The organism is Qingshengfaniella alkalisoli (assembly GCF_007855645.1).
GTDB classification, from domain to species: domain Bacteria; phylum Pseudomonadota; class Alphaproteobacteria; order Rhodobacterales; family Rhodobacteraceae; genus Qingshengfaniella; species Qingshengfaniella alkalisoli.
The window spans coordinates 1,568,935-1,588,264 of the sequence record NZ_CP042261.1; the positions used below are offsets into that span (position 1 = coordinate 1,568,935).

At 60.3% G+C, this 19,330-nt stretch carries 19 protein-coding genes and 1 pseudogene; 11 read left to right on the top strand and 9 right to left on the bottom strand.

The window, feature by feature from the left end; all coding sequences use genetic code 11:
• The first annotated feature begins 74 nt into the window (after positions 1-74).
• Both truA and FPZ52_RS07880 read left to right on the top strand, forming a co-directional pair.
• Positions 75-872 (top strand): tRNA pseudouridine(38-40) synthase TruA, encoded by a 798-nt coding sequence (gene truA / locus FPZ52_RS07875; RefSeq protein WP_146364924.1) that lies wholly within the window; start codon positions 75-77, stop codon positions 870-872.
• Between the two features lie 23 nt (positions 873-895).
• Positions 896-1,747: a helix-turn-helix transcriptional regulator gene (locus FPZ52_RS07880; protein ID WP_146364925.1), complete on the top strand. Its 852-nt coding sequence runs from the start codon at positions 896-898 to the stop codon at positions 1,745-1,747.
• Positions 1,748-1,750: 3 nt separating this feature from the next.
• Here the strand turns inward: FPZ52_RS07880 and FPZ52_RS07885 are convergent, their stop codons facing one another.
• The 4 genes from FPZ52_RS07885 to cobU all read right to left on the bottom strand — a co-directional run bounded on the left by FPZ52_RS07885 (position 1,751) and on the right by cobU (position 4,620).
• Positions 1,751-2,575, bottom strand: a complete 825-nt coding sequence (locus FPZ52_RS07885; RefSeq protein WP_146364926.1) for an ABC transporter substrate-binding protein — start codon at positions 2,573-2,575, stop codon at positions 1,751-1,753.
• A gap of 14 nt (positions 2,576-2,589) precedes the next feature.
• Positions 2,590-3,339, bottom strand: a complete 750-nt coding sequence (locus tag FPZ52_RS07890) for an ATP-binding cassette domain-containing protein (RefSeq protein ID WP_146364927.1) — start codon at positions 3,337-3,339, stop codon at positions 2,590-2,592.
• Positions 3,332-4,039, bottom strand: coding sequence for an ABC transporter permease (locus tag FPZ52_RS07895; protein ID WP_146364928.1), 708 nt, complete (start codon positions 4,037-4,039; stop codon positions 3,332-3,334). Before FPZ52_RS07895 ends, FPZ52_RS07890 begins: the two co-directional genes overlap by 8 nt.
• A 62-nt stretch (positions 4,040-4,101) precedes the next feature.
• Positions 4,102-4,620, bottom strand: coding sequence for a bifunctional adenosylcobinamide kinase/adenosylcobinamide-phosphate guanylyltransferase (gene cobU / locus FPZ52_RS07900; protein WP_146364929.1), 519 nt, complete (start codon positions 4,618-4,620; stop codon positions 4,102-4,104).
• Positions 4,621-4,726: 106 nt separating this feature from the next.
• On the opposite strand from cobU, the gene cbiB reads away from it, so the two are divergent.
• Positions 4,727-5,668, top strand: coding sequence for an adenosylcobinamide-phosphate synthase CbiB (cbiB, locus tag FPZ52_RS07905; RefSeq protein WP_146364930.1), 942 nt, complete (start codon positions 4,727-4,729; stop codon positions 5,666-5,668).
• Positions 5,665-6,633: a threonine-phosphate decarboxylase CobD gene (gene cobD, locus FPZ52_RS07910; RefSeq protein ID WP_146364931.1), complete on the top strand. Its 969-nt coding sequence runs from the start codon at positions 5,665-5,667 to the stop codon at positions 6,631-6,633. Before cbiB ends, cobD begins: the two co-directional genes overlap by 4 nt.
• Here the strand turns inward: cobD and FPZ52_RS07915 are convergent.
• Together FPZ52_RS07915 and FPZ52_RS07920 are read right to left on the bottom strand one after the other, a co-directional pair.
• Entirely contained in the window at positions 6,630-8,069 is a 1,440-nt protein-coding gene (locus FPZ52_RS07915; protein WP_146365702.1) for a cobyric acid synthase, read from the bottom strand. The genes cobD and FPZ52_RS07915 overlap by 4 nt on opposite strands.
• A 20-nt stretch (positions 8,070-8,089) precedes the next feature.
• Positions 8,090-8,545, bottom strand: a complete 456-nt coding sequence (locus FPZ52_RS07920; RefSeq protein WP_146364932.1) for a GNAT family N-acetyltransferase — start codon at positions 8,543-8,545, stop codon at positions 8,090-8,092.
• A 109-nt stretch (positions 8,546-8,654) separates the two neighbouring features.
• Here FPZ52_RS07920 and cobA point away from each other — a divergent pair, with 109 nt between their 5' ends.
• From cobA to FPZ52_RS19490, 6 genes and pseudogenes are all read left to right on the top strand, one after another.
• Positions 8,655-9,461 (top strand): uroporphyrinogen-III C-methyltransferase, encoded by an 807-nt coding sequence (cobA, locus tag FPZ52_RS07925; RefSeq protein ID WP_146364933.1) that lies wholly within the window; start codon positions 8,655-8,657, stop codon positions 9,459-9,461.
• 2 nt (positions 9,462-9,463) lie between these two features.
• Positions 9,464-10,483, top strand: a complete 1,020-nt coding sequence (gene cobT / locus FPZ52_RS07930; protein ID WP_146364934.1) for a nicotinate-nucleotide--dimethylbenzimidazole phosphoribosyltransferase — start codon at positions 9,464-9,466, stop codon at positions 10,481-10,483.
• Positions 10,480-11,250 (top strand): adenosylcobinamide-GDP ribazoletransferase, encoded by a 771-nt coding sequence (cobS, locus tag FPZ52_RS07935; RefSeq protein ID WP_146364935.1) that lies wholly within the window; start codon positions 10,480-10,482, stop codon positions 11,248-11,250. The genes cobT and cobS overlap by 4 nt, the downstream gene beginning before the upstream one ends.
• Positions 11,241-11,783: a histidine phosphatase family protein gene (locus FPZ52_RS07940; protein ID WP_168201287.1), complete on the top strand. Its 543-nt coding sequence runs from the start codon at positions 11,241-11,243 to the stop codon at positions 11,781-11,783. The genes cobS and FPZ52_RS07940 overlap by 10 nt, the downstream gene beginning before the upstream one ends.
• Positions 11,784-11,816: 33 nt before the next feature.
• Positions 11,817-12,914, top strand: a complete 1,098-nt coding sequence (ychF, locus tag FPZ52_RS07945; RefSeq protein ID WP_146364937.1) for a redox-regulated ATPase YchF — start codon at positions 11,817-11,819, stop codon at positions 12,912-12,914.
• A 540-nt stretch (positions 12,915-13,454) separates the two neighbouring features.
• Positions 13,455-13,613, top strand: a pseudogene (locus FPZ52_RS19490) (DapH/DapD/GlmU-related protein); the annotation flags it as partial.
• 1,082 nt (positions 13,614-14,695) lie between these two features.
• Here FPZ52_RS19490 and FPZ52_RS07955 read toward each other — a convergent pair.
• From FPZ52_RS07955 to proS, 3 genes are all read right to left on the bottom strand, one after another.
• Positions 14,696-15,379, bottom strand: a complete 684-nt coding sequence (locus tag FPZ52_RS07955; RefSeq protein WP_146364939.1) for an ABC transporter ATP-binding protein — start codon at positions 15,377-15,379, stop codon at positions 14,696-14,698.
• Positions 15,372-16,619, bottom strand: a complete 1,248-nt coding sequence (locus FPZ52_RS07960) for an ABC transporter permease (protein WP_146365703.1) — start codon at positions 16,617-16,619, stop codon at positions 15,372-15,374. Before FPZ52_RS07960 ends, FPZ52_RS07955 begins: the two co-directional genes overlap by 8 nt.
• 86 nt (positions 16,620-16,705) lie before the next feature.
• Positions 16,706-18,043 carry a proline--tRNA ligase gene (gene proS, locus FPZ52_RS07965; RefSeq protein WP_146364940.1) on the bottom strand — a complete coding sequence of 446 codons (1,338 nt, stop codon included), beginning with the start codon at positions 18,041-18,043 and terminating at the stop codon, positions 16,706-16,708.
• 155 nt (positions 18,044-18,198) lie between these two features.
• On the opposite strand from proS, the gene FPZ52_RS07970 reads away from it, so the two are divergent.
• On the top strand, positions 18,199-19,308 hold the full coding sequence (locus FPZ52_RS07970; RefSeq protein WP_146364941.1) for an AI-2E family transporter: 1,110 nt from the start codon (positions 18,199-18,201) through the stop codon (positions 19,306-19,308).
• Positions 19,309-19,330: the final 22 nt, after the last annotated feature.

The following is a 19,330-nucleotide window of genomic DNA, read 5'->3' on the forward strand; positions in this document are numbered from 1 at the left end:
CCAAGACATATGAGCAGCATCGCCGCCGCGCAACGACGCTTGCGGCGCAGGATCGGTCAGATTAGATGGACGCCATGCCCAGATACGCCCTGAAAGTCGAATATCACGGTGCTCCTTTCGCCGGCTGGCAGCGCCAGAAGGATCAACCGTCCGTCCAGCAAACGCTGGAAGAAGCCATTCGCATGCTGGACGCCGACGCGCCCGGGATCGCGGCGGCGGGGCGCACGGATGCAGGTGTACATGCCTATGGTCAGATCGCGCATTGCGATATGGCAAAGAACTGGGATAGCTTCCGCCTGTCGGAGGCTCTGAACTACCATCTAAAGCCCCACCCCGTTGCCATCGTGCAGGCCGCGCCGGTCAGCGACGAATGGCACGCGCGGTTTTCAGCGGTTGAACGGCGCTACCTGTTCCGGCTCGTCAGCCGACGTGCGCCCGTCACGCATGACAGTGGACTGGTTTGGCAAATCGGGCATGATCTGAATGCAGAAACAATGCAACTCGGTGCAAACCGGTTGATCGGACGCCATGATTTCACGACATTCCGCTCCTCGATCTGTCAGGCTCAAAGCCCGGTCAAAACTCTGGATGAGTTGCGGGTCGAAGAAGTCGCCTATCCTGACGGGAGGGAATACCGGTTCCATGTCCGTGCGCGCAGTTTCCTGCACAATCAGGTGCGCAGTTTTGTCGGCACGCTTGAACGCGTGGGGGCAGGAAAGTGGACGCCAGACGACGTACAGTCCGCTCTGGAAAGCAGGGACCGCGCGGCTTGCGGCCCCGTCTGCCCGCCGCAAGGGCTCTATCTCGCGGGCGTAGGTTACCCCGACGAGCCCTTTACACTTGAAGATAACGGCCTTTCGCGGCCAAGCTGATCGCGCGCAGAACGGAGACACCCATGCCTGACACGCCCCGCTTTCTGACCACGAAGGAGGTGGCCAATCTTCTGCGTGTGAAGGAACGCAAAGTCTACGACCTCGCAGCGGCAGACGAGATCCCGCACCGGCGGGTGACCGGCAAGTTGCTGTTTCCAAGCGCCGATATCGAACGATGGATCGCTGGCAGCCAAGGGGTGGAGCGCCCCGCTCTCGTGACAGGATCGCATGACCTGTTGCTCGACTGGGCGATACGAGCCTCGGGCAGCGAGATGGCGACCTTCTATGACGGCAGCACGGACGGGCTCAACCGTTTCGTGAAGGGTGAAGCGGCGATGTGCGGGCTGCACATACCTGATCGTGATGGCTGGAACATCGAAGCACTTGAGGCAGCATCTGTCACTGACTGCGTGCTTGTCGGTTTCGCACGCCGCAGGCGGGGGCTGCTCATCTCCCCGGACAGCGATATCCGATCAGTTGGCGAACTGCGCGGGCGAGCCGTCATACTTCGTCAGCCAGGCGCCGGAAGCGCAACATTCTTCGAGCTCGCCTTGGTCCAGGCGGATCTGGCTGTCAGCGATCTTGCGCCGCTTCCGGTCATCGCGCGCACCGAAACCGAAGCAGCCGAAGCCGTCGCGGGCGGCACGGCGGAAGCCGCGATCGGGTTGGAAACACTGGCGGATCAATTCAACCTAGGGTTCGTGCCACTGACAATCGAGGCGTTCGACCTGCTGATCAACAGGCGCAGCTACTTCACCACGCCAGTCCAGCACCTGTTGGCCTTCATGCGCACGGCAGATTTTGCCGCCAAGGCGCGAACACTGAAAGGGTATGAGATCGCCGCCGCAGGTGAGGTACGCTGGCTGTCCGCCTGAGGCCTAGCCGTCCGACCCGGTCGCGTTCGGAAAAAACAGCTGCTGACCATCAACTTTGTAGTCGGCGATCGCCTGCTGCCCCACATCTGAAAGCATCCAATCGATGAAGGCCTGCCCGTCCTCGGCTTTCACGTTCGGATGTTTCTCCGGATTGACCAGAATGATGCCATACTGATTGAAGAGCTTCGGGTCGCCTTCGACGACAATCTCGTAGTCGCTCTTGTTGCCAAAGCTGATCCAGGTAGCGCGGTCGGACATGATGTAGGCGCCCATTCCCGTGCCTGTGTTCAGGGTCGCGCCCATCCCAGAGCCCGTTTCCTGGTACCAGTCCCCGGAAGCAGCACCGGGATCGACGCCGGCCTCATCCCAAAGCAGCAATTCCGCCTTGTTGGTGCCGCTGTCATCACCGCGTGACGCGAACGGTGCCTGCGCTTGCGCGATCTTGGTCAATGCCGCAACAACATCGTTCATCCCCTTCACACCCGCAGGATCGGAGGGCGGGCCGACGATCACGAAGTCATTATACATCACGTCGTGACGGCTGGTCCCGTGGCCAGCCTCCACGAATGCTTCCTCCGACGGTTTGGCGTGCACGAACAGAACGTCACCATCCCCGTTTTCAGCGTTCTTGATGGCCTGGCCGGTACCGACGGCAACGACACGGACCTCGATGCCGGAGCCGTCCGTGAATTTTGGCAGGATGTCATCGAACAGGCCCGAATTCTGTGTCGAGGTTGTCGATTGCACCACGATGAACGGCTCGTCCGCAAACGCACCAAGGGGCAGCAATGCGGCGGCGGCGAGCGACAGGATGAATGGTCTGATCATAGGTCCTCCAAAGGTCAGGGGTCGACATAGAGTTCTCCCGCAAGCCATGCCTGCGCGGAGGCTGATCTGGGGGTATTGAAGAAGTCCACGGCAGATTGTCGTTCGACAATGCGTCCTGCGTGTAGAAAGATGATATCATCAGCCATTCGCCGTGCCTGCCCCGCATCATGCGTCACCAGAACCAGCGTAACGCCATCCGCAGTTGCCGCTTCCAATTGAGCTTCGATCATCTGGGTGGAGGCTGGGTCGAGACTCGCAGTCGGTTCGTCCAGAAACAAGATCGACGGGCGACACGCCAAGGCGCGGGCACATGCCAGCCGCTGCTGCTCACCGCCTGACAACGAACGGGCCGGTTGGTCCGCCTTTTCTTGCAGACGGGCACATGCAAGGGCATCCGTGACCGATTGGCGGCGTGCGGTGCGCGCGACACCATACGCCTTCAGCGCAAAATCCAGATTGGCCCTGACCGACCGCCGCAGCAAGGTTGGCTTCTGAAACACCATCGCGTTCGGATGAAGCGTGTTCGTTTCGATGTGCCCGCTACTTGGAAGAATCAACCCGTGCAAAAGTCGCAGAAGGGTCGTCTTGCCCGACCCGTTCGCACCAAGAATGACGAGGCGCCGGTTGGGTTCGACCCGTAGATCTAGGTTGTGAATGATGGGCTTGCGATACACCGCATAGGACAAGCCGCGCGCTTCCAGCAGTGGCGGCGGTAGCGATGCCACCTCCGCGGTCGCAAGGTCATCGTCGATCAGATCACGCATGTGCCACCTGCCGCGAAGCTCCGCGGATCGACATCACTGCGGCGTTCACAAGAAAGGCAATCAGCAGCAGGATGATTCCGAGCGCCAGCGCCAGTTCCAGATTGCCCTTTGACGTCTCCAGCGCGATTGTCGTCGTCATCACGCGGGTAACGTGGTTGATGTTCCCGCCCACGATTATGACCGCACCGACCTCGGCCACGGCGCGACCGAAGCCTGCCAAGGCCACGGTCAGCAAGGCAAAGCGCCCATCCCAAAGCAGCGCCTTGACACGCTGATCCATTGGCAAGCGAAGGGCGGCAAATTCATCGGCGTATTCGGCATTCAGGTCCTCAACCGTCTGACGGGCCAGTGCGGCGACTATCGGGCACACAAGAACGGTCTGCGCAATAATCATGGCCGTTGGAGTGTAGAGGAGCCCCAGCACGCCAAGCGGGCCAGATGCCGACAGCATCAAATACACCATCAGCCCCACGACAACGGGGGGCAGCCCCATCAATGCGTTCATCGCCACAACGACCGCCCCGCGTCCCGGGAATCGCGACGCCCCGACGACAGCACCGACAGGAAAACCAATCAGACAGGCAAATACGACAGCAGTTATTGTCACCCTGAGCGATAGGCCGACGATTTCCACCAACGCGGCATCGGCGTCGAGGATCAGACCAAATGCCTGACCGATGATACTAACGGCTGAGTCCATGCAATCTCTTCCCTTGATCGGAAGGAAAGCATCATTTCAACACAAAATCCAGTCTCAAGAGTCTACCGAAACGTCTTCACCGTGACTGGATACCCCGCGACAACCAGCACGACCTCGTCGGCTACTTCGGCCACCATTTGCGCGGCAAACCCGGCAGCGTCGCGAAATGCGCGCGCCAGCGGGTTGTCCGGCACAATGCCAAAACCCACCTCGTTCGTCACCAGAACGACAGGTGAAGATTGTTCAGCCAGCGTTGCAACAAGCCCCTTTACCTCGGACCTCCAGTCGCCACCTGCATGGATCACATTGTTAAGCCACAGGGTCAGGCAGTCGAGCAAGCGTGGCCCGGCCCCGTCGGTGTCGCGCAACGCTTTTGCAATCGCAAGCGGCTCTTCGATCGTCTGCCATCCCTGCCCCCGGCGCTCGGTCCGGTGTTGGATGATACGCTCCGCCATCTCTTCGTCAAACGCCTGCGCGGTCGCGATATAGACAGGATCACCCGCCATGCTCCGCGCCCGCATTTCCGCGAACCGGCTTTTGCCGGACCGTGCGCCACCCGTGACAAGTAGAATTTGACCCATGCGTTCCTCCGCTATGTTGCGGCTATTGCACAGAATCTGGCTTGGTGTCATTCACTCTCGACCGTTCACGCGGCCCGATCCGCATGCAGACCGAAGGAGACCAACCTTGAACTTTGCCGCAGCCATGGCGATTGCCTTGCTCATCGACTGGATTTTCGGCTGGCCGGAAGCGCTGCAAAAACGCATCGGACATCCGGTAGAATGGATTGGCAAGATCATCGAAGATCTGGATCGCCACTGGAATACGCCGGACAGAAGCCGCGAGGATCGGCGGCGCGCGGGCATCTACACCACTGCCATCACGGTCGGCGGGACGGGTGTCATCGCGCTGACGCTGCAAATGGTGCTACCGGACAACGGCTTCGGGACGATATTTCTGGGCATTTTGTGTGCGCCTCTGATCGCAGCCAACAGCTTGCATAGCCATGTGCATGACGTGGCCACGCCGCTTCTGGTGGAAAAGATTCAGCAAGCGCGCGAGGCCGTGTCCCGTATCGTCGGACGCGATCCGGACCAACTCGACGAAGCCGGCATTGCGCGAGCGTCCATCGAAACACTGGCAGAGAACCTGTCCGACGGCGTCGTTGCCCCGCTGTTCTGGGGCACGATATTGGGGTTGCCGGGTATGGCCTGCTATAAGGCGATCAACACTCTGGACAGCATGATCGGTCACAAGAACAAGAAGTACCGCAGCTTTGGGCGCTTCGCCGCGAAGCTCGACGACCTGGCCAACTGGATCCCCGCGCGGTTGACTGGGCTGATTCTGTGCCTGACGACATCCGACCCGCAAACCGCCCTTCGCGTCATGTGGCGCGATGCGCGCAGTCACCGTTCACCCAACGCGGGTTGGCCCGAAAGCGCCATGGCCGCCGCACGAGGGGTGCGACTGTCCGGACCGCGAGCCTATGGCGACGCGACCAGCCCGGAGCCATGGCTCAACGAGAACGCCCCCGACCCTTCGGCCCCGACGATCTATGCCTCTCTGCATCACTACCGCCGTGCATTGTTCGTCACGCTAGGTGGTCTGATTGTCTGGGCGATCCTATGACGCGCCCCGTGCATGGGGGTGATCTAGGCGACGCGGTCAGCCGTTTCGGCGGAAACATTGCCGATTGGCTGGACCTGTCCACCGGCATCAACCGTGTTCCATATCCTGTGACCGAAATCAGCACCCATTTGTGGCGCAGCCTGCCTACCGCAGCCGATCACACAGCCCTGATCGATGCGGCACGCATAGCCTACCGCACAGATTGGCCTTGCCTCCCCGTCGCTGGCGCGCAGGCAGCGATCCAAATGCTGCCCTACCTGCACAACGCCGGTCGCATCGGGTTGCGTGGCCCCAGCTACAACGAATTCGCGACCGTCTTTGAAGGTGCGGGAAAGTCACTGGAGGAAGTTTCTACAACGACCGACCTTGAGGGCTTCGACATCGCCATTCTGGTCAACCCCAACAATCCAGATGGGCGACTTGAGACACCGGAAAGCCTTCGGAAACTCGCCAAGGTAGTGGGTTTGCTGATCGTCGATGAAAGCTTTTGCGACACGGAACCCGAGACAAGCCTGCTCAGCACGGGCGGGGCAGACAACATCATCGTGCTCCGGTCCTTTGGCAAGTTCTTCGGGTTGGCGGGCCTGCGGCTAGGGTTTGTCTTCGGAGCTGATAGCTATATCGCCCGCCTGTCGCAGCTGCGTGGTCCTTGGGCTGTGTCCGGTCCCGCACTCAGCGTCGGCGCGCACGCTTTGGCTGATCTGGATTGGCAAGCCCGGACGCGCGACCGATTGCGCAACGATGCGGAGCGAATGGACCAAATGGCGATCCGCGCCGGGTGGACGGCGGTGGGCGGCTCCACCCTGTTCCGGCTGTATCAGACCGATGGCGCGCGGGCGGCACGCGACCGCCTGGCCCGCCATCGCGTTTGGAGCAGGATTTTTCCCTACTCCGGCACATGGCTGCGGCTTGGCCTGCCGGGCGACGACGAAGAATGGCAGCGCGTAGAAACCGCGGTCGCCTAGACCTGCCCCGCCATAGAAAGCACGGAATCCAGATCCATGTGAAGTTCCAAATGCAAGGCCAGCGCATCGAGCGTCTGATCCACCCGCGCATCGTAAGACACCCCTGACGCTTGCCGCCCGAAAGTTTGCAGCCAAGCTGCCCTGAACTCGTCACTAGCGAATGCACCATGCACATAGGTGCCGCTGGTCAGGCCGCATGAAGACACCGCACCATCTGCCCGGCTGCCGATCATCGCAAAAGGGCGATCACAATCGGGGCCGTTCGTCACGCCCATATGAATCTCGTAGCCGTTGATCGGAACTGTCGTGCCACAGTGTGTTCCCGAAACCTGCCGCACATGTTTTTGCCCGGCCATCCACGTTTCAACGTCCAGAAACCCTAGACCTGCACTTTCACCCGCCATACCATCCACACCATCGGGGTCGCGCACGATGCGTCCCAGCATTTGATACCCGCCGCAGATACCAAGCACATGCCCTCCCCGACGTCGATGGGCCGTGATATCTATGTCCCATCCTTGCTGACGTAGAAGCGCCAGATCTCCGCGCGTCGATTTCGTTCCCGGCAGGATCACGACATCGGCATCGCCGGGCAAAGCCCGTCCCGGCGGCACCATGCTCAGACGCACTTGTGGTTCCGATTTCAGCGGGTCCAGATCATCGAAGTTGGCGATGCGTGACAGCATGGGGCAAACGATATGCAATCCGTCCCGTCCGCCGCCCGGCGCCATATCGACGGCATCCTCAGCTGGTAGAGCGCTCGCTTCGGTGAACCAAGGGATGACGCCGGCGCCCCGCCACTGCGTCCGGGACGCGATAAACCGATATCCATCTTCGAAAAGCGCCGGATCGCCACGAAACTTGTTTATAGCAAACCCACGGATCAGCGCCGCATCGGCCGGATCCAGAACAGCCTTCGTTCCGACGATTTGCGCGATCACCCCGCCCCGGTCGATATCGCCAAGCAAAAGGACCGGCACACCAGCTGCGCGGGCAAAGCCCATATTAGCGATATCTCGCGCCCTGAGGTTGACCTCCGCCGGGCTTCCGGCACCCTCGACCAGAACCAGATCGGCACCTTTGGAAAGGCGCTCGAAACTCTCGACAACTTTTGGCAGCAAGCGATCCCGCAGCGCCCCGAAGTGCCGCGCATCCTGATAGGCCAGCCGCTGTCCCTGCACTATGACTTGCGCGCCGCGGTCCGTTTCGGGTTTCAGCAATACCGGGTTCATGTCACAGGTGGGGTCTCGCCCGCACGCCAAAGCCTGAAGCGCCTGAGCCCTTCCGATCTCACCCCCATCAGCGGTGACAGCGGCATTGTTGGACATGTTCTGCGGCTTGAACGGCCGCACCGACAGCCCCCGTCTCGCGAACGCACGGCAAAGCCCGGCGACGATGACAGACTTTCCAACGTTGGAGCCGGTTCCCTGGATCATCAGCGCACGGGTCACGGCTTTCAGAACACCTTCTGCATGAAAACGCTATACGGGCTTTCGGGGTAGTCACCAAACGCTCCGCACAATTCGAAGCCATGCCTGTGATACAGCTTGTGAGCTGCATCCAACCCCGGTCCGGTTTCCAACTTGATCACGGGCAACCCGAGGTCCCGCGCGTGACTGTCAATCTGCTGCATCAACATCCCTGCCGCACCGGTGCCCCGCGCTGCGGGATAAACAAACATGGATTTGACCTCTCCGTAGCCATCCTTCACGGCAAGTGCGGCGCAACCTACTGTATCGCCGTCGCGCTCCACGACGAAGAAGTGGATACTTTCTTCGCACAACGCGTCAATCGACAGGTAGAAATTCGACTCGGCGGGGAAGAGCGACTGCATCAGGGCATGACTTGCTTCCAGCAAAGCGGTCGCTTGCGGATGTCGGGGATCGCCCTGGCGGATGGTTAGAGTGGTCATATCGGCACCTGTCCTAATCGCGATGCGGGTTGGTAAGAAGCGTCTCGCTCCGTGTCAATCGGAGCTGATACCTCTCGCCAAGCGCACAATCCGGCAATAGGTTGCGCCTATGACTGATCATGCGAAACCCGAGGTTCCCGCATTTGACTGGCCGGAGTTTCCGGCGGGCCTGGTTTGGCTCGTTGGCGCGGGTCCCGGCGATCCGGGTCTGCTGAGCCTGCTGGGTCTCCACGCGCTCAGGCAGGCCGATGTGGTTATCCACGATGCGTTGGTGAACCCCCAGATTCTCGAATGGCGCAAGCAGGGGGCCCAGGCGGAATACGCCGGCAAGCGTGGCGGTCGGCCTTCGGCAGATCAGCGTGATATCTCCGCCCGGCTTGTCGAACTTGCGAAGGCAGGCAAGCGTGTTCTGCGGCTGAAGGGCGGTGATCCATTTGTCTTCGGGCGCGGCGGTGAAGAAGTTCAGACCCTCCTTGACGCGGACGTCCCCGTGCGTGTCACGCCAGGTGTTTCCGCGGGAATCGGTGGGCTGGCCTATGCGGGTATTCCAGTCACACACCGGCTTACCAATCAGGTCGTGACATTTCTGACTGGCCACGATCTGAAGAACGACACCACCCCGTCAATCGACTGGCAGGCCATAGCGCGCGGCTCTCCGGTTCTGGTGATGTATATGGCACTTAGACATATTGATCGTATCGCGGCCCGTTTGATCGAGGCCGGTCGGGCCAAAGAAGAACCGGTTGCGGTCGTTACCAACGCGACGCTGCCAAATATGAAAGTGCTTGAGACGACGCTCGCCACCTGTGCGGCTGATGTAGTCGAAACCGGTCTGACAGCGCCGGCCATAATTTGCGTGGGCAAGGTTGTGTCTTTACGAGCCATGACCGACTGGCTCGGCTCTTCGGAAGGATAGACATGATGGACGGCGCAGTGCCAGTTTCCGAGTTCACGCAAGCCATCTGGCACAAGATCGACACCAAGACCAAACCACCCGGATCGCTCGGGCGGATCGAAGAACTGGCCGTGCAGATCGCAGAATTGCAGCAAAGCCTGACACCCCGGATGGATCGCTGCCAATTGACGATCTTTGCCGCCGATCACGGGATTGCGCATGCTGGCGTGTCGGCCTTCCCGCAGCAAGTCACGCGGCAGATGGTTCTAAACTTCGCCAATGGCGGGGCGGCGGCGAACGTCTTCGCCCGCACCAACGGTGTCGATCTGCGGATCGTGGATACGGGGGTTGTAGGGGGGCCTTTTGACCTGGAAGAAGTGCTGGGTCGCCGCCTCGGAGACGGCACAGCGAATTTCACGGGTCAGCCTGCGATGCCCGCAGAATCTGCTGAAACGGCTTTGGAACAGGGTCGCGCCTTGGGTCAGGATGGAGACTGGGACGCAGTCGCTTTCGGCGAAATGGGTATTGCCAATACTTCCAGCGCCACGCTCATTGCTCACAAGATCAGCGGCTTGCCAGTTGCGAAACTGACCGGTCGTGGCACCGGACTGGACGATGAGGCGCTAAGGTACAAGACGGATGTACTTGAAAGTGCCGCCTGTCGAACTGGCGATCTGACCCCGTTAGAAACGCTTGCCCAATATGGCGGGTTTGAGATCGCGACCATGGCCGGCGCAATGCTCGGGGCGGCAGGGGCGAGGCGGGTCATCATTGTCGACGGCTTCATCGCCACGTCCGCCGCGCTTGTCGCGCTGGGATTGAACCCGTCGATCAAACCGGCATTGGTGTTTGCGCACCGCTCGGACGAGGCTGGTCATTCGATACTGCTCAATCACCTGAACGCCTCCCCCTTGCTTGACCTGGGGATGCGGCTTGGCGAAGGATCGGGTGCATTGCTGGCATGGCCGCTGATCAAGTCCGCCGCTGCCATGCTGAATGAAATGGCAAGCTTCGAAGACGCGGACGTAACGGACGGATCATGATGCCTGACGCTGCCACCCTTCGGACCCGGCTCGTCCTTGCGATGCAGTTCCTCACGCGGCTGCCGGTAAAAGGGCCATACGACTTCGACCCCGAAGAGATGGTTCGGGCTACGCGCCACTTTCCAGTTATCGGTGCGCTGATCGGAACCATCACTGCCTTGACCTACATGCTCGGTCTGTGCGGGCTTCCACCACTCGTCGCGGCCATCCTCGCAACGGGCCTCACCATAATCGTCACGGGTGGCCTACATGAAGATGGCTTGGCCGATTTCGCGGACGGGCTGGGCGGCGGACGTGATCGTGACAGCCGGCTGCAGATCATGCGTGACAGCCGGATCGGAACGCATGGTGCGCTTGCGCTCGGCATCATCGTGTCCCTGCACGTCGCCGCGCTCGCCGGTCTTTCCGCATCCCAGGCCGCGCTTGGGCTCGTTACCGCGCATCTGCTGGGTCGCGTCGCCATGGTGCACATGATGAAAACGCAGCCCTATGCGCGACGAACCGGCGCGGCGGCCTTCGCAGCCGATGGGCTCGATGACACAACCTATCGTATTGCGTGTCTTTGGGCGGCGCTCGCCCTGCTGCTGATCCTGATCGCCGACGGGTTCGGGATGGCTTTGATGGCGCTGTTCTGTGTTGCCTTGCCGCAATGGGTAATTGGGCGGATCGCCCGCTCGCGACTGGAGGGCTATACGGGCGATGTGCTGGGCGCTGTTCAGCAATCCACAACCGCCGCGGTGCTGATCGGGTTTCTGGCGTGGCACTGATCCTCCTGCGTCATCAAAAGCCCAAGACCTCGGAGGGTCTGTGCTATGGTCAAACTGATCTGGAACCGGAAGGCGATCCGGCCGAGATCGCAAAAACACTTCTTCCTCAATTGCCGCAGTTCACTGCCATAGTTTCCAGTCCACTAAAGCGATGCAGGCTTCTTGCACAGGCGATTGCCACGCTCACCGATCGCCCGCTGGACATCGAACCAATGCTTTCCGAAATTCATCTGGGTCACTGGGAAAACCGTGCATGGGATGAGATCCCGAGGTCAGAAATCGACGCTTGGGCAGAGAATGTGCTAGAGGCAACTCCTCATGGCGGTGAAAGCGTGGCCGATTTCTATGAGCGTGTCACACCCGGTTTGCGCAACCTGATCAAAAGCCCGGGCACAATACTTCTGGTGGCGCATAACGGAACCTACAAGGCCGCGTGCCGCCTGCTTGGCCGGAAGGACGCCGATCAGGCGACGCTCGGCTATCAATGCTTCGAGATGCTGGACGGGCTTGAAACGCAACTCCCCCAGCCATAGAAGGCCATCTGACTTTAGCAAGGGATATGCGTCATGGGCTTCAAGATGGGAATCGTCGGTCTGCCGAATGTGGGTAAATCGACCCTGTTCAACGCGCTGACCCGAACCGCTGCGGCACAGGCCGCCAACTTCCCCTTCTGCACGATCGAGCCGAATGTCGGCGAAGTGGCCGTGCCAGATCCGCGCCTCGACAAGCTGGCCGCCATCGCCAAGTCCAAGCAGATCATCCCTACGCGCATCACATTCGTGGACATCGCCGGCCTGGTGAAGGGCGCGTCCAAGGGCGAAGGCCTGGGCAACCAGTTTCTCGCCAATATCCGTGAAGTAGACGCCATCGCCCATGTGCTCCGCTGCTTTGAAGACGGAGACGTGACCCATGTCGAAGGTCGCGTCGATCCGATCGAGGACGCCGAAACCATCGAAACAGAGCTGATGCTCGCCGATATGGAAAGCATCGAGAAGCGGCTTCAGGGACTGACCCGCAAGGTGCGTGGCGGCGACAAGGAAGCGATCCAGCAGGAACGGCTTCTGAAGGATGCCATGGCGGCGCTCGAAGATGGTCGCCCGGCCCGCACCGTCGAGGTGGATGAGGAAGACGTCAAAGCATGGAAGATGCTGCAGCTTCTGACAACGAAACCGATCCTTTACGTCTGTAATGTCGAGGAAGGCTCCGCCGCCGCAGGTAACGCTCATTCGGCCCGCGTTGAGGAAATGGCAAAAGCCAATGGCGCAGCGGCTGTGGTTATCTCGGCGGCGATCGAGGAAGAGATCAGTCAGCTCGACGGCGAGGAAGCCGAGATGTTCCTGTCCGATCTGGGGTTGGACGAAGCCGGTCTGGACCGGTTGATCCGCGCCGGATACGACTTGCTGTCCCTGGAAACCTACTTCACGGTCGGCCCGAAAGAGGCCCGTGCCTGGACCATTCGTCAGGGCACGCTGGCACCGCAGGCGGCGGGCGTCATCCATGGCGATTTCGAACGCGGCTTCATCCGCGCCGAAACCATCGCCTATGACGACTACGTCGCGCTTGGCGGCGAACAAGGCGCGAAGGAAGCGGGAAAGATGCGGGTCGAAGGAAAGGGCTACAAGGTCGCGGATGGCGATGTGTTGCATTTCCTGTTCAACGCCTGACCCACAGAAAAGCGAATTTCGACGTTTCAAGCCGCCTCGTGCGGCTTGACGTGTCTTTGCGGCAAGCGCATGTTTCCTACCAATCAGTAGGATTCGGAATGGCAACCGGAGGAGCTCTTGCCCGTCGAAACCAAAAACCCCGACAGCATCCCCACGCAGACACGCTTCGACGCGCATCCCTGGGAATTTGAACACAAGGCCACGACCGCCGAACGGCAGGCACAATCGGCATTCAAGGCAGAACTGGTCGAACAAGGCGTGACAGCGGGCAGCGGCGGCTATCTGTCGCCGCTCGCCTACTATCTCGCCGACCGGCTGGAATTCGGCGATGACAATATCGTCTGCGCGGGCGTTCGCTTCAATGGCGAGGTCACGACGGGCAGCCATTGTTCGTTCAACCTGAACTGCGCGGTCATCGGCAAGGTAGTGCTCGGCAATGATGTGCGAATCGCGGCAGGTGCCGCCATCGTGGGGTTCGACCACGCATTTGACGATATCGACCGGCCCGTCCGGGTTCAGGGTATCCGCACGCGTGGTGTCACGCTGGGCAATGACGTCTGGGTAGGTGCAAACGCCGTGATCTGCGACGGGGTAAACGTTGGCGATCATGTCATCATAGGTGCAGGTGCGGTGGTGACCAAGGACGTCCCGGCCTACATGATCGTAGGCGGAAATCCTGCACGCATCATCCGCGACCGGCGCAGGCCCAAGGTCAAACCAGCCACGACAGGCGATCTTGCTGATAAACTGCGTGACTTCGGGCAGACCGTGTCGAAAGAATGGTGCGGGATTCTAGCCAACCATCGCGTAGAACGAGAAGACATTGGCCAGCTGCGTCATTATTCCGATCCGCGCAATGACGCGAAGGCCCCGCTCCGCCCCGATTGCGACGCAATACAGATTGCGGCGATGTTCGATGAAGCTCCGGAACCGCTCGATCGCGACGGCTGGATCAAGCAGCTCCAGGCGGATCAGGACGCGACGACCGGGCAGTTCCGGCACGCTGCCCCGACTGAGCATCCGAGCGGGGACGAACTTTACAACATCGAAAGCGTCGGACACGCGTTGGAATGCCTCGGCGCGTCACCGCTTCACCCGATCAGGTGGGCGCCGGCGACCGATGCGGGCGCGATGGAACGCTGGCTTAGCGACATTCCATGGACCGAAAACCCCTGGGGTGCAGGCGCGATGGTCGATGGCCTTGGGACGGCGATGTATTTCAATGCGCGCTACCATGGCATCACGGGGCCGTTTGCCACGCTGTTTGGCTGGCTAAACATCCATGCCGACCCGCTGACGGGCATGTGGTCGCCTCCGAAGGGGCATGACTGGCTGCTTCCGGTGAACGGCTTCTACCGGCTGACCCGAGGCAGCTACGCTCTGTTCGGCATGCCTCTGCCTTACCCCGAACGATCCATTGACACGATCCTCGCCCACAGCCGCGCGAATGGCGGGTTCGCCCGTGAAGGGTTTACGTCGTGCAACATCCTCGACGTGGTGCATCCCCTTTGGCTGTGCAGCAGGCAGACCGATTACCGAGCGGCTGAGATCGAGGTCGAGATCCGGCAGGCGCTGACGGTTGTCATGGATCACTGGCGCAGCGGTCAGGGATTTTCCTTCCAGCGCAGCGAGCCCTGCGGCCTACAGGGGACCGAGATGTTCCTATCCGTTGTGGGTCTGGCGGCGGAGTATCTGGGACTGGCCGGTGTGTTGCCATTCGGGCTGCGCGGGATACACCAGTCGAAAGTGGCACTGCCGATCCACAGCTTCGCCACAAGCGGCTAGACAGAAACGAGGACACCCTCTTCCAGCTTCACGGTGCGGTCCATTCGCGCCGCCAGTTCGGCGTTATGCGTTGCGATCAGCGCGGACAGCCCCGTTTCACGCACCAGCGTCAGAAGCGCATCGAATACCTGATCCGAGGTCGTCGGGTCCAGATTGCCGGTCGGTTCATCCGCCAGCAGGATCGCAGGGCGATTGGCCAGCGCACGGCAGAAGGCCACCCGCTGCTGTTCGCCTCCGGACAATTCCGCTGGGCGGTGGTCGTAGCGGTGGCCGAGTCCAACGGTGTCGAGCAGCTGCCGCGCGTAGTCGATCGCATCACGTTCGGGCACAGCATTGGCGAGCTGCGGCAGGACGACGTTCTCTACCGCCGAGAACTCCGGCAGCAGGTGGTGAAACTGGTAGACAAAACCGACGGTATCGCGGCGTATTCCCGTGCGTTTGTCGTCGGACAAGTTCCAGGTATCTTGCCCCTTGATGCTGACCGAACCAGAATCCTGCCGATCAAGCAGCCCCGCGACATGCAGCAATGTGGACTTTCCCGCGCCCGACGGCGCGACCAGCGCGATCAACTCACCCGGTCCCATTTCCAGTGACGCGCCGCGCAACACGTCGACCTGCGTGGGCAGCCCGCGGTGATAACTGTGGCTAATATCATCAAGAATCAGAACTGGATCACTCATGGCGCAACGCCTCCACCGGGTTCATGCGGGCCGCGCGGCGGGCCGGAAAGATCGTGATCACGCAGGACAGGAACAGCGACAGAGCAACAGCCGTCACCACATCTTTCACTTGCAGTAACGCGGGCAGATAGTAGATGCCCCGGATCGACGGATCCCAAACACCCCCGCCCGAGATACGGTTTACCAGCGCAAATATCGGGTCGATATAGATCGCGAAAAGGCACCCCAGGATCACGCCAATCACCGTGCCGATCACACCCACCGATGTGCCGCAGATGAAGAAGACGCGCAGAACGGAGCCTTCCGTCAATCCGATGGTGCGCAAAATGCCGATGTCGCGGCCCTTGTTTTTCACCAGCATGATCAGGCCTGACACGATGTTCATCGTAGCGATCAGAACCAGAACCGATAGCAGGACGAACATCACATTGTCTTCGACCTCCAGCGCGCGCAGGAAGGCACCCGAGGCTTGTTTCCATGTCAGGAATTGGCCTTGCGATCCAGCGGCATCCCACAACCCCGGCATGACCCTGTCCAGGCCTTCCGGGTCTTGTGTGATGATCTCGATCTCATCGGCCACACCATCACGGTTAAAGTAGCTCTGCGCCTCCACAAACGGCATATAGACGCGGGTCTGGTCGATATCGTAACGTCCTGCGGTGAAAACATATGTCACCTCATAGACGCTGACGCGCGGGGACGTCCCGAACGGCGTTTTAACCCCGTCTGGTGAAATCAGCCGGACCTGATCGCCTACACCCACACCCAGCATACGCGCGACACCGGCCCCCATTGCGATACCTTCATCGAACCGGTCGATATCGCCCATACCCGTTTCAGGATCGTTGATCCGCGGCAGATCAAGAAGATTGTCCTTTTCAATTCCCAGCACCTGCACGCCCGCGTTACGACCGTTGAACGCCGCGATTACCTGTGCCCGGATCAGGGGTGCCGCGCGAACCACGCCATCGACGGCCCGCAACCGCTCGGACACCTCCGTGTAGTCGGTAATTGCCCGGTTGATATTGCCCAGATCATCCTCATAGGGCACCGAGTAATAGGTAACATGGGCATTGGAGCCGAGGATCGTATCCACGAATTCAGCACGAAAGCCTGCGCGCACCGCAAGTGTCGCGATCAGCGCGAAGACGGCAAGCGCGATCCCGATGACCGAAATCCACGTCATCGTGCTGACGCCACCCTCGGACTTCTTGGCCCGAAGATAGCGCCAGGCGATCATCCATTCGAAGCGCGAAAAAGGTGCGGTTGATTTGGCAGCCACGGGCAATCCTGTTGCAAATAGGGCCGCGCAATGCGGCCCCGTTGTCAGATATCCTTGTAGATATCCTTGATGCGGGAAACGGCAATCTCGGGCGAAAGTTCCTCGCTTTCGCCGGTGCGGCGGCTGGTCAGTTCGACCACGCCGTTTTTTAGACCGCGCGGCCCCACCGTGATCCGCCATGGCAGACCAATAAGGTCCATGGTCGCGAATTTGGCACCCGCGCGCTCATCCCGATCGTCGTAGAGCGGGTCCAGCCCGGCATCCGTAAGTGCCTTGTAGAGTCCATCACAAGCCGCATCCGCTTCGGCGTCACCTTGTTTCAGGTTCACGATCCCGCAGTGGTAGGGCGTGACGCCTTCCGGCCAGATGATGCCGTTATCGTCGTGGTTGGCTTCGATCAGCGCTCCGATCAAGCGGCTGACACCGATGCCATGGCTGCCCATATGCACGGGCACCTGTTCGCCCTTGTCGTTGACAACCGTTGCCCCCATCGGTTCGGAATACTTGGTGCCGAAATAGAAGATCTGACCGACCTCGATCCCGCGCGCGACACGACGACGATCTTCGGAGATCGCGTTGAAGGCCGCTTCGTCATGGGTTTCGTCGGTGCGGGCATAGAGAGCCGTGAATTCTTCCATCACCGCCTTGCACTGATCGACGCTGTCGTAGTCGATGTCGCGGCTGCCGAGTTTGATGTCCGTAACCGCGCTGTCGTAAAAGACCTCGGACTCGCCGGTCTCGGCCAGAACCAAGAATTCGTGGGTGTCGTCCCCACCGATAGGTCCGCTATCCGCACGCATCGGAATCGCCTGAAGACCCATCCGCTCATAAGTCCGCAGATAGCTGACCAGATGGCGGTTATAGGCGTGCAGCGCGTCTTCCTTCGTCAGGTCAAAGTTGTAGCCGTCCTTCATCAGGAATTCGCGGCCCCGCATCACGCCGAAGCGCGGGCGGATCTCGTCGCGGAATTTCCACTGGATGTGATACAGCGTCAACGGCAGCGACTTGTAGCTCGACACGTAGCTGCGGAAGATGTCGGTGATCAGTTCTTCATTGGTCGGGCCATACAGCATGTCGCGGTTATGACGGTCGGTGATCCGGAGCATTTCTTCGCCGTAGTCATCGTAACGACCGGATTCGCGCCACAAATCCGCGGATTGAAGCGTGGGCATCAGCATTGGGATATGACCTGCACGCTGCTGTTCCTCGTGCACGATCTGCTCAAGTCGACGCAGCACTTTGTAGCCCAGAGGCAGCCACGAATAGATCCCGGCGCTGGCCTGCCTGATCATCCCCGCCCGCAGCATCAGCCGGTGGCTGGCGATTTGCGCATCGGCAGGCGTTTCTTTCAGAACGGGCAGAAAATAGCGTGACAGACGCATGAAACTCAAATCCCCTCGCAATCTTGGCTGGCACGGCCATACGCCATCGACAATTGCCGCACAAGGCACAGGCAACGTCGGACATGGCGCAATCGCGTGATGGCGCTTGCACGCCATGTCCGATTGGGCGAAGACAGTCCAAGCAGGGGGATTACATGGCATTACCCGTCAAAACACAGCTTCGTATATGGCTCGGTTTCCTGGTCGGGCTTGGTCTGCTCTTATGGGCGTTGGGCGATGTGCTCCTGCCCTTCATCCTGGGAGCAGCTATTGCCTACATGCTTGACCCGCTCGCGGACCGCCTTGAACGGATCGGCCTGTCGCGCGTGGCATCGGTTGCGGTCATTTCGATCCTGTTTGTGCTGATCTTCGTGGTCATGACGCTGGCGGTAATTCCGACACTCATCAACCAAGCCACGCAGCTGATCAACATCGCACCTTCCGTATTCGTAGATCTGAGGGACTTCCTGAGAGAGCGCTTCCCCTCGCTTTTCGTAGAGGACTCGCCGGTCAATCAGACGATCGCAAGCATGGGCGACACCATTCGCGACAAAGGGCTGGCTCTGCTGGAAGGAGCCCTGTCTTCAGCAATGAGCCTGTTCAACATCATCTTCCTTCTGGTCGTGGTGCCTGTGGTCAGCTTTTATCTGCTGATCGACTGGGACCGTATGGTCGCGCGCATCGATGAATTGCTGCCACGCGACTACGCCCCCACGATCCGCAAGTTGGCAAGAGAAATGGACGACACGCTGGCCTCGTTCATTCGCGGGCAGGGTTTGGTCTGCCTGATCCAAGGCACGTTCTATGCTGTCTCGCTGATGGCGGTCGGTCTGAACTTCGGCCTTGTCGTTGGCGCCATCGCGGGCTTCGTGACCTTCATCCCCTATGTCGGATCGCTGGTCGGGGGCGGGTTGGCCATCGGCCTTGCTCTGTTCCAGTTCTGGGGCGAACCCGTAATGATCGCCATTGTGGCCGGAGTTTTCTTTGCAGGCCAGATGCTTGAAGGCAATGTGCTGACACCCAAGCTCGTCGGCTCCAGCGTAGGCTTGCACCCGGTCTGGCTGCTTCTCGCATTGTCCGTGTTCGGCACAACCTTCGGCTTCGTCGGCATGTTGGTCGCCGTGCCAGTGTCCGCCATGATCGGCGTGCTTGTTCGTTTCGGTCTCGCGCAATACAAGACAGGCCAACTCTATCAAGGCCATGTCGGCAAGGAAGCCACATTGGCTGCACGAACGTTTCACTCGGATGACCGCGCAGATCCATGATCGAACAGCAACTTCTGCTGGA

Excerpts from the sequence above, each read along its gene's own strand:
- cobS (WP_146364935.1), top strand. The coding sequence starts at position 10,480 with ATGATGCCTGACGCTGCCACCCTTCGGACCCGGCTCGTCCTTGCGATG.
- FPZ52_RS07920 (WP_146364932.1), bottom strand. The coding sequence starts at position 8,545 with ATGACCACTCTAACCATCCGCCAGGGCGATCCCCGACATCCGCAAGCG.
- ychF (WP_146364937.1), top strand. The coding sequence starts at position 11,817 with ATGGGCTTCAAGATGGGAATCGTCGGTCTGCCGAATGTGGGTAAATCG.
- cobT (WP_146364934.1), top strand. The coding sequence starts at position 9,464 with ATGATGGACGGCGCAGTGCCAGTTTCCGAGTTCACGCAAGCCATCTGG.
- cobA (WP_146364933.1), top strand. The coding sequence starts at position 8,655 with ATGACTGATCATGCGAAACCCGAGGTTCCCGCATTTGACTGGCCGGAG.
- cobU (WP_146364929.1), bottom strand. The coding sequence starts at position 4,620 with ATGGGTCAAATTCTACTTGTCACGGGTGGCGCACGGTCCGGCAAAAGC.
- FPZ52_RS07960 (WP_146365703.1), bottom strand. The coding sequence starts at position 16,619 with ATGATCGCCTGGCGCTATCTTCGGGCCAAGAAGTCCGAGGGTGGCGTC.
- FPZ52_RS07970 (WP_146364941.1), top strand. The coding sequence starts at position 18,199 with ATGGCATTACCCGTCAAAACACAGCTTCGTATATGGCTCGGTTTCCTG.
- FPZ52_RS07890 (WP_146364927.1), bottom strand. The coding sequence starts at position 3,339 with ATGCGTGATCTGATCGACGATGACCTTGCGACCGCGGAGGTGGCATCG.
- FPZ52_RS07880 (WP_146364925.1), top strand. The coding sequence starts at position 896 with ATGCCTGACACGCCCCGCTTTCTGACCACGAAGGAGGTGGCCAATCTT.
- FPZ52_RS07955 (WP_146364939.1), bottom strand. The coding sequence starts at position 15,379 with ATGAGTGATCCAGTTCTGATTCTTGATGATATTAGCCACAGTTATCAC.
- proS (WP_146364940.1), bottom strand. The coding sequence starts at position 18,043 with ATGCGTCTGTCACGCTATTTTCTGCCCGTTCTGAAAGAAACGCCTGCC.
- FPZ52_RS07915 (WP_146365702.1), bottom strand. The coding sequence starts at position 8,069 with ATGATCCAGGGAACCGGCTCCAACGTTGGAAAGTCTGTCATCGTCGCC.
- truA (WP_146364924.1), top strand. The coding sequence starts at position 75 with ATGCCCAGATACGCCCTGAAAGTCGAATATCACGGTGCTCCTTTCGCC.
- FPZ52_RS07895 (WP_146364928.1), bottom strand. The coding sequence starts at position 4,039 with ATGGACTCAGCCGTTAGTATCATCGGTCAGGCATTTGGTCTGATCCTC.
- FPZ52_RS07885 (WP_146364926.1), bottom strand. The coding sequence starts at position 2,575 with ATGATCAGACCATTCATCCTGTCGCTCGCCGCCGCCGCATTGCTGCCC.
- cobD (WP_146364931.1), top strand. The coding sequence starts at position 5,665 with ATGACGCGCCCCGTGCATGGGGGTGATCTAGGCGACGCGGTCAGCCGT.